Here is a 13,105-nt window from a genome sequence, read left to right on the forward strand (position 1 = left end):
CCTCTGCCCTGCCGGGCATCTCCCCCTCAAGGGGGGAGATCGGCCAGGAGCGATGCCTCGCTCCCAAGACAGATTTAGGATTGCAGCAGCCGGCTCGAATGCGGCCATCTCTTGCGGTCATTGTTTGGGGAAGGCCGTGCATCCTTCGATCTCCCCCCTTGAGGGGGAGATGGCCGGCAGGCCAGAGGGGGGTAGCCACGAATTCCACGGTCAAACCTTCCCCGCAAACCGGTCCGTCGCGCGGATCAGCTGGTCGGTAATGCCGGGTTCCGAGACCGCATGCCCGGCGCCTTCGATGATGTGGAAATCCGCGTCCGTCCAGACTTTCGAAAGCTGCCAAGCATATTTCAGCGGGCAAGGCATGTCGTAGCGGCCGTGCACGATGACGCCGGGAATGCCCTTGAGCTTCGTGGCGTCGCGCAGGAGCTGCCCGTCTTCCAGCCAGCCGGCATTCATGAAGAAGTGGTTTTCGATGCGCGAGAAGGCGAGCGCGAAATGGTCGTCGTCATGGTCCGACGTCAGTTCGGGGTTCGGCAGAAGCGTGATGGTCGAGCCCTCCCAGACGCTCCAGGCCTTGGCGCAGCGGATCTGCTCGGCCTTGTGCGGGCCGGTGAGGCGGCGGTGGTAGGCGGCCATCATCTGGTGGCGCTCGGTTTCCGGAATGGGGGCGACGAAGGCTTCCCACTTATCCGGGAACATTTCCGAGACGCCGAACTGGTAGTACCAGTCGAGCTCCGGCCTGGTCAGGGTATAGATGCCACGCACCAGAAGTTCGGTGACCCGCTCGGGATGGGTTTCAGCATAGGCGAGCGCTAGGGTCGAGCCCCAGGAACCGCCAAATACCTGCCATTTGTCGACGCCCACCATTTGGCGCAGCCGCTCGATATCGGCGACAAGGTGCCAGGTGGTATTGGCGTCCAGGCTGGCATGCGGCGTGGAACGACCGCAGCCGCGCTGGTCGAACAGCAGCACGTCGTAGAGTTCCGGGTTGAAGAGCCGGCGCTGGTTCGGATTGCAGCCGCCGCCCGGGCCGCCATGCAGGAAGACGGCCGGCTTGGCGCCCTCGGTGCCGACCCGTTCCCAATAGATCACATGGCCGTCGCCGACATCCAGTTGCCCCGTCGCGTAGGGTTCGATCTCGGGATAGAGCGTGCGCAGAACTTCAGTCATAGATGCAGACCCTTTGCCGGCCAGTTTTCGGTATCGTGATCGGGATGCTGGAAGGAGATGATCTGCTCCTGCTTGACGGCGTCTTCGCCGCTGTCGCGGACCGGCTGGTCGAAGATGGTCGTCACCCACGGAATATGCGAGGCATAATTCACCTGAATCTTCGGGGCGAGGTCGCCGCGGTCGTCGAAGGCGCCGATCGCCAGGTCCAGTCCGCCGGGATAACGGTAGGTGAGCGGCGTGCCGCAATTCTCGCAGAAGCCGCGGTCGATATTCACCGATGACTGGAAATATTTCGGCTCGCCGCGGGTCCATTCGACGCCGGAGCCGTTTCCCTCGGGCGGCGCGGTGACCAGCGGTCCGAAAAACCCGCCGAAGGCTTTCTGGCACATGCGGCAATGGCAGATCGAGGCGCGGCCGAGCTTGCCGTGGATGCGGAAGCGCACGGCGCCGCACTGGCAACCGCCTGTTCTCAAAGTTTCGGTCACTGTCTGTCCTCCTTGGGACTGTTCGGCCAAGTGTCTGTGTCGTGGTCGGGATGCTGGTAGGAGACGATGTCGTCGAGGAACGGCGCCGAGGCGACGTCGTCCATCGTATCCCGCTCGGGAAGTTCATGCAGGTGGTCGACGAAGCCGATCTTGCCTTCCACGCCGAACTGCACGACCGGAGGAAGCTGGCCCGGCTCGTCGAAACTGCCGGCGGAAATGGCGATGCCGTCGGCCGCCTCGTAGGTCATCGGCGTACCGCAGTTTTCGCAAAAACCGCGCCGCACATGGTTCGACGAGTGGAAATATTTGAGCTGGCCGCGCGTCCAGGTCAACTCCGCCTCGCCGGCCGCCACMAGCGGGGCATAATAGGCGCCGAACGCCTTCTGGCACATGCGGCAATGGCAGATCGAGGCATCCGGCGCTTCGCCCACCAGCCGAAAGCGAATCGCGCCGCACTGACAGCCGCCGGTCCGAACGACATCGCTCATGATCGGCCCTCCGAGTCCCCGTTCCTGCGCGGCCAGACCTCGGTGTCGTGGTCGGGGTGCTGGTTGCTGCTCGCCGAGATTGTCTCTTCTTCCTGCGGCGTCATGTCCATCTTTGCATCGTGATGCAGGCTGTCGAGGGTCTCGAACCAGGGCATCTTGTGGGCAAGATTGGTCTGCACCTCCGGCTTCACCGATTGCGGATCGTCGAGGGAACCGAGCGTGATGCTGATATGATCGCTCGATCCGTCATAAAAGAGCGGCGTGCCGCATTTTTCGCAGAAGCCGCGCCGTACCGTTTCCGACGACTGAAACCAGGCCGACTCGCCGCGCGTCAGCTTGAAATTTTCGTACATCACCCCGCCGAGCGGCATGAAATAATTGCCCGCCGCCTTCTGGCACATGCGGCAATGGCACAGATGCGGAAACCCGAGCTCCCCTTCCGCCCGGTATCTCACAGCGCCGCACTGGCAGCCGCCGGTGTGGATCTGGGTCATTGGCCGTCCTCCTCAAGCCAGTTTTCCACCTTCAATCCATCCACCCGCGAGAACTCGCGGATATTGTTGGTGACAAGTGTGAGATCCAGGGACTTGGCGTGTGCGGCGATAAAGAGATCCGTCGTTCCTATGGACATCCCGCGACTTTGCAAATCATTGCGAATGGATGCATAGGCCAATGTCGCGTTATCTCCATAATCCAGGAGAGTGATACGGCTGAGTGCAGACTCGACGCGATCGGCAAAACTCTCCGAACCCCTCTTTGCAAGACCAAATCTTATCTCCGAGACAGCAATCGCGCTTATGCAGACGGCATTGATGCCATGTCGCCGGAGTTCTTGTTGAACGCGACCACGTGGATTTCGAACGAGATCCGACAGGATATTGGTGTCGAGCATGAATATGTGATCGGTCACAGATCGAAGTCCCGTGGCGGAGGCTCATCGATGTCGAGCTCGGGGAATTCTCCCTCCCACGGTTCGATCGTTGCCAGCCATTCCAGAAGGTCGGTTTTTTTCACCGGCTCGATAACCAGCCGGTCGCCCTCTTTGCGCATGATCGCCTCGTCACCGGGCATCTCGAATTCCACCGGAATACGGACAGCCTGATTGCGGCCATTGCGGAACAACTTCACGTGACGTTCTGCACCCATGTCATCCTCCTTGGCCTATGCTGAAAGCATATGCCAATTGGCTGGTTGAAACAACCGACGCTCGCTATTCCGGTGTGTGACACACCGCCTCGATATTGTTGCCGTCGGGGTCAAACACGAAGGCGCCGTAATAGTTGGGGTGGTAGTGGGTGCGCAGGCCGGGCGGGCCGTTGTCACTGCCGCCGGCTGATATCGCCGCGGCATAGAAGGCGTCCACCTCGGCCCGGCTGCTGGCGGTAAACGCAACGTGCTGGGAATGGCCGGGGACTGGTTTGTCCTCGTGCAGCCAGTAGATCGGCCGCTCGCGTCCGTAGCCGCCGACCTTGACGCCGCCCGTATATTCAGCCGGAACCATGTAAAGCAGCGAGGCGCCGAGCGGCGCGAAGGCTGCATCGTAGAATGCCTTGGCCCGGTCGAAATCCGCGACCTTGATGCCCATGTGATCGATCATTGCCTTGCTCCTCGCGCGTTGTTCCAGAAGGTGAAACTTACCGCTTCACCTCCCAGGTCGTCACCCTCTCGCCCGTTGCCGGGTCCTTGCCGTCCTTCAGCTGGATGCCCTTGTCCGACAACTCGTTGCGGATACTGTCGGCCTCGGCGAAATTTTTCGCCTTCAGCATTTCGAGCCGCAGGGCGACCAAGGCGTCGACGGCGGATGCCAGCGCCTCGTCGACCTCGGTTTTCTCAGGCAGCACGCCGAGAAAAGCGGCACTGGCGGCAAACACCGCAAGTGCGTCCGGATCGCCGTGAGCCTCCTGCGCCAACGCGTGCAGTGCCTGCACGGCCGCGACCGTGTTGAGGTCGTCGGCAAGCGCGTTCACGACCGTGTCGCAAGGGGTGGCACCGGAAACCTCCGCCGCCGGCCACTTTGCCAGAAGGCGCTCGGCCTCTTCCAGCCGCTTCACCGAAAAATCGATCGGCTCGCGGTAGTGCGTCATCAGCATGGCAAGCCGCAGCACTTCGCCCGGCCATTGGCGGCCGCCGAATTTTTCGGTGTGCAGCAGGTCATAGATAGTGATGAAATTGCCCTCCGACTTCGACATCTTGCGGCCCTCGACCTGCACGAAGCCGTTATGCATCCAGACATTCGCCATCACCTCCGTGCCGTGGGCGCAACGCGACTGGGCGATCTCGTTTTCATGGTGCGGGAAGATCAGGTCGAGCCCGCCGCCATGGATGTCGAACACCTCGCCGAGATAACGCCGGCTCATCGCCGAGCACTCGATATGCCAGCCCGGACGGCCGCGGCCCCAGGGACTTTCCCAGCCGGGCTCGTTATGGGAGGAGAGCTTCCACAGCACGAAATCGCCGGGGCTTTTCTTGTGCGCATCGACGGCAACGCGGGCACCAGCCTGCTGTTCGTCGAGCGGACGCTTGGAAAGCTGGCCGTAATCGGCCATCGACTTGGTGTCGAACAGCACTTCGCCTTTTGCCACATAGGCATGACCGTTGCCGATCAGCTTCTCGATGATCTCGATCATCTCGGCAATGGTGTCGGTGGCACGCGGCTCGACGGTCGGCTCCAGATTGCCGAGCAGCGCGACGTCCTCGTGGTACTGCGTCTCGGTCTTTTCCGTGACGAGGCGGATCGCCTCGTTGAGCGGCAGGCCGGGATGGTCGCGCAGCGCCCGCGCGTTGATCTTGTCATCGACGTCGGTGATATTGCGGGCATAGGTGACGTGGGCCTCGCCATAGACTTGGCGGAGCAGCCGGAAGAGCACGTCGAAGACGATGGCCGGTCGGGCATTGCCGATATGGGCATAGTCGTAGACCGTCGGGCCGCAGACATACATGCGTACGTTCTGGGGGTCGATCGGCGCGAACGCCGTCTTTTCACGGGTCAGCGTATTGTAGAATCTGAGCGGAATGCTCATCGAAAAATCTCCCCAACAGTCTGGCACGGCGAGCATCCGGTCGAGCGGGATGCCGAAAAGTGTACGCGGTTTTCGGACGACATCCCGCTCTCATTATCAACTAGCAGGCGGATGCTTTCGCGTTCGGGAAAACACGAAAACATCCGGCTCCGGCCGGGTCGTTTGTCTTCAAGGCTTTTCGAGAGACGAAAACGGCCGGGCCAGCGCGAACGCTAGCGGATAATGATCCCACAAATGGAAATCGCCGTTTTCATGGAAGGCGTTATGGCGCGGGCAAGCCATTTGGTCAAGTGGGCGTCGCCCGCGCCGGACGGTTGAAGCCGTCTTACGCCGTCTTGCGGCCGATGCCGTTCCGGGCGACAGTAAACAGGAAGATCAGCATCGAGATGACGGTAATGATCGAACCGATCGCGGCAAGCGCTTCGCCGCCCGTCGACACCGCCATCGCGATACCCGGCACGAGACAGAGTACGCCAAGGACTGCAAAGCCAAGATGCACCTTCGCGAGCAGGGTCTCGGCAGCCGCCGGCGTCACAGTGTAGTAGAGGCCGAAAATCGCCATCGTCGTCCAGCCGACGAGGTTCAGATGCGCATGCGCCGGCGCCATCAGATGGTCGCCTGAGATCGCCATGTGAATGCCCCAGAACATGCCGACGGTGACACAGAGCACGGCTGCGCCGAAGAAGCAGAAAGCGATGTTTCTCATCAGATTCCCCCGAAATTTAAAGTTCCTGCGCCCTATCGCAGGACCCACAGCATAACAGAAATCGGATTTTATACATGGGGGTACCGGTGAGGTCGGCCATTGATCTGCCGCAGGGATCAAAACATGTGCTTCGCACGTTGATGGGCGGAAATCGTGCCCACCGGATGGATGCCAAATGGCCAGACAGGATAAACACCGCAACATTTTCGACATCTTCTCGAGCGCCGTCGCTTCCTGGTCGGGAAAGCCCGTCACCTTCGTCGCCGCCGCCGTTCTGATCGTCGTCTGGGGCGTCACCGGACCGTTCTTTGGATTTTCGGAAACCTGGCAGCTGGTGGTCAACACCGGAACGACGATCATCACGTTCCTGATGGTCTTCGTGCTGCAAAATTCCCAGAACAGGGACGGCGAGGCGGTCCAGGCGAAGCTCGACGAACTGATCCTGTCGAGCCAGGCCGCAAACGAGTTCATCGGAATTGAAAAACTGGACGAGGAACAGCTTCGCAGGCTCAGCGAAAGTCTGCAACGCCGCGCCAAGACGCTGGATCAGGAGGCGGAGAACGTCTAGGCCAGTAGCGGCAGCGTCAGCGGCCTTTGTCGGTCGGCGGATTGCTGTTGTCGAGCAGTGCCTGGGCTATGGATTTGCGCCGTGCGTCGTCGGTCATCGCGGAACTGATCAGCCGCATCGCTTCCATGACCGCCGCCTCGCCATGCTCTCGGTGAAGGCGGGCCATCGCCGCGGCGACCAGATTGGCGGTCGCTGTCGCTTGTTCTCTCTGCTCGTCGGTCAAAGGCGAAGGCATAGGCTTTCTCGCATTACGGGAACCGTTTCAGGTGTTCCCTTGTCGACGCGGATAATCGACCACTGTCAAACGCGAATACCCCGTGACGGGTGGGTTGCCTTTATTCCGGCGCCCGGAAATCCACGAACCTGTTGTCGCGCACGACGAACAGGCGGCCGGTATCCTGAAGGTCGGGTGAGGCGAGGAAGAGGATTTTTTCGGCCACTTCCGAGGGATGCGGCAGGGTTTCCGGATCTTCGCCGGGAACGGCCTGAGCGCGCATCGCGGTGCGGGTGGCACCGGGATTGACGATGTTGACCTTGAGCGGCGTGTGGTCGGTCTCCGCAGCCCAGATGCGGGCCATGTTCTCGACCGCCGCCTTGGAGATCGAATAGGCGCCCCAGAAGGCCGGCGCCTTGGAGGCGACGCCGGACGACATGATCAGCGCGCGGCCGGCATCGGATTTGGTCAAGAGCGGCTCGACCGAGCGGATCAGCCGCCAGGTGGCGGTAACATTGGTCAGCATCACCTTTTCGAACACCTTCGCCTCGATATGGCCGAGCGGCGAGATGACGCCGAGGATGCCGGCATTGGCGACGAGAATGTCGAGCTTGCCCCAGCGCTCGAAGATCGAGGCACCGAGCTTATCGATCGCCGCCATGTCGGTAATATCGAAGGGAACGAGGGTCGCGGTGCCGCCGGCCGCCTTGATCGCATCGTCGAGATCCTCCAGGCCGCCAACGGTGCGGGCGGTGGCGATCACATGCGCGCCGGCTTTTGCCAGAGCGAGCGCCGTGAAATAGCCGATGCCCCGCGACGCGCCGGTCACCAGCGCGATCCTGCCCTTTAGATCGATAGTCATGATTTTCCGCCCTTAGCAATACGTGCAACGGGTTACCGTTGCCGGTGGATATTTCGTGGAGGAGGCGGCCTCTTTCGCAGAGGTTCGGCCTCGGACTCCCTCATCCCTGTGCTTGTCACAGCGATCGAGCCTACGCAAGTCGTTGCGCGTTGGAGAGGCTTCGTCATCGTTGGAGACCCTGTTCATTGAGCGCCGAACCAGCCAGCCCCCTCAGCCCTGCCGGGCATCTCCCCCGCAGGTGGGGAGATCGGATGGGCGCACCGCCCTCCCCAAACAACAACGTTGCTGCCAATCGCATCAGGAGTTTGGCGGGAAGAGCATGCCGCTTGTGATCTCCCCACCTGTGGGGGAGATGTCCGGCAGGACAGAGGGGGGCGAGCTTGCTCAGTGCCGGATGTCGGCCACACAACTCGGCCGACGGCCTCATGCCCCGTCAGCCGACGCTCACCTCACCCGTTGCTGGCCAGAACCGAAACCTTGCGGCCCATCGTCTCGCCGTCCTTGTCGAGCAGGCGGGTGGGATAGTCGCCGGTAAAGTAGTGGTCGGTGAATTGCGGGCGGGCGTTGTTGCGGTCTTCGCCGCCGACGGCGCGGTAGAGGCCATTGATCGACAGAAATTCCAGCGAGTCCGCACCGATATACCGGCACATGGCTTCCAGGCTGTCGTACTGGTTGGCGAGCAGCTTGTCGCGGTCCGGCGTGTCGATGCCGTAGAAATCCGGATAATAGATCATCGGGCTGGCGACGCGCAGATGCACTTCCTTGGCGCCGGCATCGCGGATCATCCGCACGATCTTCAGCGACGTCGTGCCGCGCACCACCGAATCGTCGACGAGCACGACGCGCTTGCCCTCGATCATCGCCCGGTTGGCGGAATGCTTGAGCTTGACGCCGAAGGCGCGGATCTGTTGGGTCGGCTCGATGAAGGTGCGGCCGACATAGTGGTTGCGGATGATCCCGTATTCGAAGGGGATGCCGCTTTCCTGGGCGTAACCCAAGGCAGCCGGCGTGCCGCCATCCGGCACAGGCACGACGACATCGGCTTCGACCGGCGCTTCCTTGGCGAGGTTGATGCCCATGTTCTTGCGGGCGACATAGACGCTGCGGCCGCCGACGACGGAATCGGGACGGGCGAAATAGACGTATTCGAACAGGCAGAGCCGCTCCGGCTGGCCGTTGCCGGCCTTGCGGGCGTCGATCGAGATCGAGCCGTCCGGCTGAATCTCGCAGATGATGACTTCGCCATTCTCCACATCGCGAACGAATTTCGCGCCGATGATGTCGAGCGCGCAGGTCTCTGACGCGAAGATCGGCTTGCCGTCGAGTTCGCCCATCACCAGCGGGCGAATGCCGGTGGGGTCGCGCGCGGCGATCAGCTTGGTGCGGGTGACCGCGAGCATCGAATAACCGCCTTCCATCTGTCGGATCGCATCGATGAACCGGTCGGCGGTCGACGAATAACGGGAGCGGGCAATGAGATGCAGGACGACTTCGGTATCGGAGGTCGACTGACAGATGGCGCCGCCGGCGATCAATTGCCGGCGCAGCGTCAGGCCGTTGGTGAAATTGCCGTTATGGGCAACCGCGATGCCGCCGACTTCGAGTTCGGCAAACAGCGGCTGGACATTGCGTAGCGCGACTTCGCCGGTGGTCGAGTAACGGTTGTGGCCAATCGCGATATTGCCGGGGAGGCGGGCAAGGGTGACAGGGTCGGTGTAATGGTCGCCGACGAGGCCCATGCGGCGCTCCGAATGGAAGCGCAATCCGTCGAAGGAGACGATGCCGGCCGCTTCCTGGCCACGGTGCTGCAGGGCGTGCAGCCCGAGCGCCGTCAGCGTCGCGGCCTCGGGATGGCCGAGAATGCCGAACACGCCGCATTCCTCATGCAGCGTATCGCCATCCCATTCGTTGACGCTGTCTTCGGCGAATGTCTCGGAAACCGGCTGTTTCATCTTGGCCCCTTATCCCTGTGGACAACCTGTCCCTGTCGGAAAAATGGAAAGGCCGGCCGGGGGAGAAGCTCCCCGGAAACCAGCCTGTTTTTCACTTAGATGCGAATGATACCACAAATGGTGACGTTTTGCGCTGCATCAAGCGCAAGATCACGTCAATTATTTGTCGCAGGCGCGTCATCTGCCGCCGGCTGATCCTGAGCCGGAGCGCCATCGGCAGGCGCTGCTTCTTTGCCGAGGATGCGGGCGCGGATCTGCGGCTCAATATCGGCGGGCAGTACGGCTTCGAGGCGGGCGACCAGCGTATCGAGGAATGGCTTCGATTTCGCCTGCGTCACCCAGGTCGGCTGGGCATTGGCGGCCACCAGCCAGTTCCAGAATGCGACAGCGACGACGAGCAGCAGGATGCCGCGAGCGGCGCCGAACAGGAAACCAAGCGTCCGGTCGAGCGCCCCGATGCGGCTGTCGATGATGAAATCGGCGATCCGCGTGGTGATGAACGAGATGACGATCAGCGCGATCAGGAAGATGGCGCCCGCGGACGCGGCGATCGCGATGCGCTCGTCACTCAGGTGAGGTTTCACATAGGGCAGAACCAGGGGGTAGAGGTAATAGGCGGCGGCGATTGAGCCGGCCCAGCTCGCGATCGACAGCACCTCTCGCGAAAAGCCGCGAACCATGGCGAGAACGGCGGAAAACAGCGTCACAGCGATGACGATACCATCGAAAATCGTGATGGGCATATATGATCTACTCCAGACTTGCCGACTTCAAGACTTGCCGGCTTTTAGCCCGGCGCCCCGCCTTACCGCAGCCGTCATACATCAGCGGGCTTGTTAACGGAAGATCAATCATCTTCCGGCGTTTGTCTCAGCTTGGCGGCGGAACCGGCAATGCGCGATACCAGGTCCGGCAGGTCCTCGATCGTCACCCAGCGTCCGTTGGCACCCTTCGGCACTTCGGCGGAGGTGGCCGGCAGCATCGCCCCTGAAAAACCAAGTTTCTCAGCTTCCTTAAGGCGTTGAGCGGTCTGAGACACAGGTCGCACAGCGCCCGAGAGGCTGATTTCGCCGAAATAGACGCAATCGGCCGGCAGGGCAAGGCCGGCAAGCGACGAGACCAGTGCGGAAGCGACCGCAAGATCGGCCGCCGGTTCGGTGATGCGGTAGCCGCCCGCGACGTTCAGATAGACGTCGTGCTGGCCGAGCTTGACGCCGCAATGGGCCTCCAGCACCGCGAGAATCATCGACAGGCGTGACGAATCCCAGCCAACCACGGCGCGCCTGGGCGTGCCGAGCGAGGTCGGCGCGACCAGCGCCTGCACTTCGACGAGAACCGGCCTTGTGCCCTCCATGCCGGCAAAGACGGCAGCACCTGGCGATTTCGAGTTGCGCTCGCCGAGGAAAAGTTCGGACGGGTTGGTGACCTCGCGCAGGCCCTTGTCGGACATTTCGAAGACGCCGATCTCGTCGGTCGGCCCGAATCGGTTCTTGACGGTGCGCAGGATGCGGTAGTGGTGGCCGCGATCGCCCTCGAAATAGAGGACCGCATCGACCATGTGCTCGACGACGCGTGGGCCGGCGATCTGGCCTTCCTTGGTGACGTGGCCGACGAGAACCATGGCCGCCCCCGTCTGCTTGGCAAACCGGATCATCGCCTGCACGCCGGTGCGCACCTGGGTGACGGTGCCCGGCGCCGAATCGGCGGTGTCGCTCCACAGCGTCTGGATCGAATCGATGATGACGAGGTCGGGGCGCTTACCCTCGCCGATGGTGGCGAGGATGTCCTCGACATTGGTTTCGGCGGCCAGCAGCACCTCGGTATCGGCGGCATCCAGGCGCTGGGCGCGCAGGCGCACCTGCGCCACCGCCTCTTCGCCCGAGACATAGATGATCCGGTGGCCGCGGCGGGAGAGGGCGGCGGCGGCCTGCATCAGAAGCGTCGATTTGCCGATGCCCGGATCGCCGCCGACCAGCACCGCCGAGCCGCGCACGAAACCGCCGCCGGTCGCCCGGTCGAGCTCGGAAATGCCCGTGAAGATGCGCGGCGCTTCCTCGGTCTCGCCCGACAGGGTGGTGAGCGCCACCGCGCGGCCCTTCTTCGGCACCTTGCCTGGACCGGAGCCGATGCCGCCCATCATGTCGTCTTCGACAATGGTGTTCCACTCGCCGCAGCCGTCGCATTTGCCGGCCCAGCGGTTATGCACCGAGCCACAGTTCTGGCACACGAATTGGGTTTTGGATTTTGCCATGGGATCAGTTGCCGCCTTCGATATTCACAAAATTCCACCGTGAACAAAAGCGGAACTTTTCTTGTCTAATCCGAAAATGCAGATGATGGCAAGGAGGAAGGGAGTTATTCGGCCTCGATGTACCGCCGCTCATAGCGCAGGCCGAGGCTGGTCAGCAGTTCGTAGCCGATCGTGCCGGCGGCGCGGGCGACGTCGTCGAGGGCGACGTTGGGGCCGAACAGTTCGACATAGTCGCCGGCCTGGATGTCCGATGCCGGGATGTCGGTGACGTCGAAGATCGTCAGGTCCATGGTGATGCGGCCGATGACCGGAACCTTGCGTCCGGCGACGAAGCCGAAGCCGCCCTGACCTATGGTCTGGCGCAGCGGCACGCCGGAGCCGGAGAGTGCGCGTTTGTAGCCGTCCGCGTAACCCGCAGAGACGATCGCCAGCCGGCTGTCGCGGGAGAGCTGATAAGTGCCGCCGTAGCTCACCGTCTCGCCCTTTTTGCCGTCGCGGATCTGGATGATGCGGGCTTCCGCCTTGGCCACCGGCTTCATCGGGTTCGGCACTCCGACCACCGCTTCGCCGCCATAAAGCGCGATGCCGGGGCGGGTGAGATCGAAATGATAGTCCGGCCCCAGAAAGATCCCGGCAGATGCCGAAAGACTCGTCTCGATGCCTTCGAAAGCCTCCGCGACCTTCTGGAAGGCCGAAAGCTGTTTCTGGTTGAGGGGCGAGGAGGGCGTATCGCCGCTGTGGAGATGCGAGAGCACCAGGACCGGCGAGAAGCTCGCCGGCCGCGACACGTCGTCGGCAAAGGCGATAGCATCCTCGAGCGGCAGGCCGAGCCGGTTGAAGCCGGTATCGACCTGCAGCGCGCAGGGGTGGTCGCCGTGTTCTGCCGTCACCGACATCCAGAAGGCCAGCTGTTCTTCCGAGGCCAGAACGGGCACAAGATCGTGTCCGAAGAACATCCGCTCCTGACCGGGCCAGATGCCGGAGAGTACGTAGATCCGGGCGTCGGGCGCATAGGTGCGCAGCGTCACGCCTTCCTGCACCACCGCCACGAAGAAATCCCGGGCGCCGGCCTCGTAAAGCGTGATGCCGCAATCCTCCAGCCCGAGCCCGTAGGCATCGGCCTTGACGACGGCCGCTGTCCGCGCCGTTCCCGACCGCCGCGCCATCTCGCGCCAATTGTCGCCAAGCGCACCCAGATCGACCGTCAGCCGGACGGGCGCGATATCGAAATCGTCGGGATAGGAAAGCTCGCTGTCGAAATCGGTCATGTCGGCTCGTAAGGCATGAGGATCGGGGGGATGAGAACGGTTGCAGCGATCCTACCGGTTTCGAAGGCAGGAAAAAGACCATGCCTGCAAAATCCTTCGCGCTGCACAATCTTTTGGGTCG

Annotated in this window: 16 protein-coding genes; 1 reads left to right on the forward strand and 15 read right to left on the reverse strand. The window is 62.4% G+C overall.

Annotated features, from left to right (window positions below; genetic code table 11):
• Positions 1-210: 210 nt before the first annotated feature.
• The 9 genes from pip to AC1D3C_RS23720 form a co-directional block, all read right to left on the reverse strand.
• Positions 211-1,170: a prolyl aminopeptidase gene (gene pip, locus AC1D3C_RS23680; RefSeq protein ID WP_477484587.1), complete on the reverse strand. Its 960-nt coding sequence runs from the start codon at positions 1,168-1,170 to the stop codon at positions 211-213.
• A complete protein-coding gene (locus AC1D3C_RS23685) occupies positions 1,167-1,655 on the reverse strand; it encodes a GFA family protein (protein WP_477484588.1) in 489 nt (162 codons plus the stop codon). The genes pip and AC1D3C_RS23685 overlap by 4 nt, the downstream gene beginning before the upstream one ends.
• The gene (locus AC1D3C_RS23690) at positions 1,652-2,143 is read right to left on the reverse strand and encodes a GFA family protein (protein ID WP_477484589.1); all 492 of its coding nucleotides are present in this window, start codon (positions 2,141-2,143) and stop codon (positions 1,652-1,654) included. Before AC1D3C_RS23690 ends, AC1D3C_RS23685 begins: the two co-directional genes overlap by 4 nt.
• Positions 2,140-2,637, reverse strand: a complete 498-nt coding sequence (locus AC1D3C_RS23695; RefSeq protein ID WP_477484590.1) for a GFA family protein — start codon at positions 2,635-2,637, stop codon at positions 2,140-2,142. The genes AC1D3C_RS23690 and AC1D3C_RS23695 overlap by 4 nt, the downstream gene beginning before the upstream one ends.
• The gene (locus AC1D3C_RS23700; protein WP_477484591.1) at positions 2,634-3,053 is read right to left on the reverse strand and encodes a PIN domain-containing protein; all 420 of its coding nucleotides are present in this window, start codon (positions 3,051-3,053) and stop codon (positions 2,634-2,636) included. The genes AC1D3C_RS23695 and AC1D3C_RS23700 overlap by 4 nt, the downstream gene beginning before the upstream one ends.
• Entirely contained in the window at positions 3,050-3,289 is a 240-nt protein-coding gene (locus AC1D3C_RS23705; protein ID WP_113129974.1) for an antitoxin, read from the reverse strand. Before AC1D3C_RS23705 ends, AC1D3C_RS23700 begins: the two co-directional genes overlap by 4 nt.
• Before the next feature lie 64 nt (positions 3,290-3,353).
• Positions 3,354-3,740, reverse strand: a complete 387-nt coding sequence (locus AC1D3C_RS23710) for a VOC family protein (RefSeq protein WP_477484592.1) — start codon at positions 3,738-3,740, stop codon at positions 3,354-3,356.
• Positions 3,741-3,777: 37 nt separating this feature from the next.
• A complete protein-coding gene (gene cysS / locus AC1D3C_RS23715) occupies positions 3,778-5,163 on the reverse strand; it encodes a cysteine--tRNA ligase (protein WP_477484593.1) in 1,386 nt (461 codons plus the stop codon).
• Positions 5,164-5,488: 325 nt separating this feature from the next.
• Positions 5,489-5,869, reverse strand: a complete 381-nt coding sequence (locus tag AC1D3C_RS23720) for a hypothetical protein (protein WP_038541626.1) — start codon at positions 5,867-5,869, stop codon at positions 5,489-5,491.
• Positions 5,870-6,044: 175 nt separating this feature from the next.
• On the opposite strand from AC1D3C_RS23720, the gene AC1D3C_RS23725 reads away from it, so the two are divergent.
• Positions 6,045-6,437 carry a low affinity iron permease family protein gene (locus tag AC1D3C_RS23725; RefSeq protein WP_247031966.1) on the forward strand — a complete coding sequence of 131 codons (393 nt, stop codon included), beginning with the start codon at positions 6,045-6,047 and terminating at the stop codon, positions 6,435-6,437.
• A 16-nt stretch (positions 6,438-6,453) separates the two neighbouring features.
• Here the strand turns inward: AC1D3C_RS23725 and AC1D3C_RS23730 are convergent, their stop codons facing one another.
• The 6 genes from AC1D3C_RS23730 to alr form a co-directional block, all read right to left on the reverse strand.
• Entirely contained in the window at positions 6,454-6,672 is a 219-nt protein-coding gene (locus AC1D3C_RS23730; RefSeq protein ID WP_151041542.1) for a hypothetical protein, read from the reverse strand.
• Positions 6,673-6,772: 100 nt separating this feature from the next.
• A complete protein-coding gene (locus AC1D3C_RS23735; protein WP_247031968.1) occupies positions 6,773-7,513 on the reverse strand; it encodes an SDR family NAD(P)-dependent oxidoreductase in 741 nt (246 codons plus the stop codon).
• Positions 7,514-7,962: 449 nt separating this feature from the next.
• Positions 7,963-9,465, reverse strand: a complete 1,503-nt coding sequence (purF, locus tag AC1D3C_RS23740; protein WP_038541635.1) for an amidophosphoribosyltransferase — start codon at positions 9,463-9,465, stop codon at positions 7,963-7,965.
• Positions 9,466-9,620: 155 nt separating this feature from the next.
• Positions 9,621-10,208 (reverse strand): CvpA family protein, encoded by a 588-nt coding sequence (locus tag AC1D3C_RS23745; protein ID WP_038541640.1) that lies wholly within the window; start codon positions 10,206-10,208, stop codon positions 9,621-9,623.
• Positions 10,209-10,312: 104 nt separating this feature from the next.
• Positions 10,313-11,716 (reverse strand): DNA repair protein RadA, encoded by a 1,404-nt coding sequence (radA, locus tag AC1D3C_RS23750; protein ID WP_477484594.1) that lies wholly within the window; start codon positions 11,714-11,716, stop codon positions 10,313-10,315.
• 104 nt (positions 11,717-11,820) lie between these two features.
• The gene (alr, locus tag AC1D3C_RS23755) at positions 11,821-12,984 is read right to left on the reverse strand and encodes an alanine racemase (protein WP_477484595.1); all 1,164 of its coding nucleotides are present in this window, start codon (positions 12,982-12,984) and stop codon (positions 11,821-11,823) included.
• Between the last annotated feature and the right edge of the window lie 121 nt (positions 12,985-13,105).

Source organism: Neorhizobium sp. P1_A6, assembly GCF_056406795.1.

Coding starts and splice junctions, on each gene's coding strand:
- pip (WP_477484587.1), bottom strand. CDS start 1,170: ATGACTGAAGTTCTGCGCACGCTCTATCCCGAGATCGAACCCTACGCG.
- AC1D3C_RS23695 (WP_477484590.1), bottom strand. CDS start 2,637: ATGACCCAGATCCACACCGGCGGCTGCCAGTGCGGCGCTGTGAGATAC.
- AC1D3C_RS23705 (WP_113129974.1), bottom strand. CDS start 3,289: ATGGGTGCAGAACGTCACGTGAAGTTGTTCCGCAATGGCCGCAATCAG.
- AC1D3C_RS23710 (WP_477484592.1), bottom strand. CDS start 3,740: ATGATCGATCACATGGGCATCAAGGTCGCGGATTTCGACCGGGCCAAG.
- cysS (WP_477484593.1), bottom strand. CDS start 5,163: ATGAGCATTCCGCTCAGATTCTACAATACGCTGACCCGTGAAAAGACG.
- AC1D3C_RS23720 (WP_038541626.1), bottom strand. CDS start 5,869: ATGAGAAACATCGCTTTCTGCTTCTTCGGCGCAGCCGTGCTCTGTGTC.
- AC1D3C_RS23725 (WP_247031966.1), top strand. CDS start 6,045: ATGGCCAGACAGGATAAACACCGCAACATTTTCGACATCTTCTCGAGC.
- AC1D3C_RS23730 (WP_151041542.1), bottom strand. CDS start 6,672: ATGCCTTCGCCTTTGACCGACGAGCAGAGAGAACAAGCGACAGCGACC.
- AC1D3C_RS23735 (WP_247031968.1), bottom strand. CDS start 7,513: ATGACTATCGATCTAAAGGGCAGGATCGCGCTGGTGACCGGCGCGTCG.
- purF (WP_038541635.1), bottom strand. CDS start 9,465: ATGAAACAGCCGGTTTCCGAGACATTCGCCGAAGACAGCGTCAACGAA.
- AC1D3C_RS23745 (WP_038541640.1), bottom strand. CDS start 10,208: ATGCCCATCACGATTTTCGATGGTATCGTCATCGCTGTGACGCTGTTT.
- radA (WP_477484594.1), bottom strand. CDS start 11,716: ATGGCAAAATCCAAAACCCAATTCGTGTGCCAGAACTGTGGCTCGGTG.
- alr (WP_477484595.1), bottom strand. CDS start 12,984: ATGACCGATTTCGACAGCGAGCTTTCCTATCCCGACGATTTCGATATC.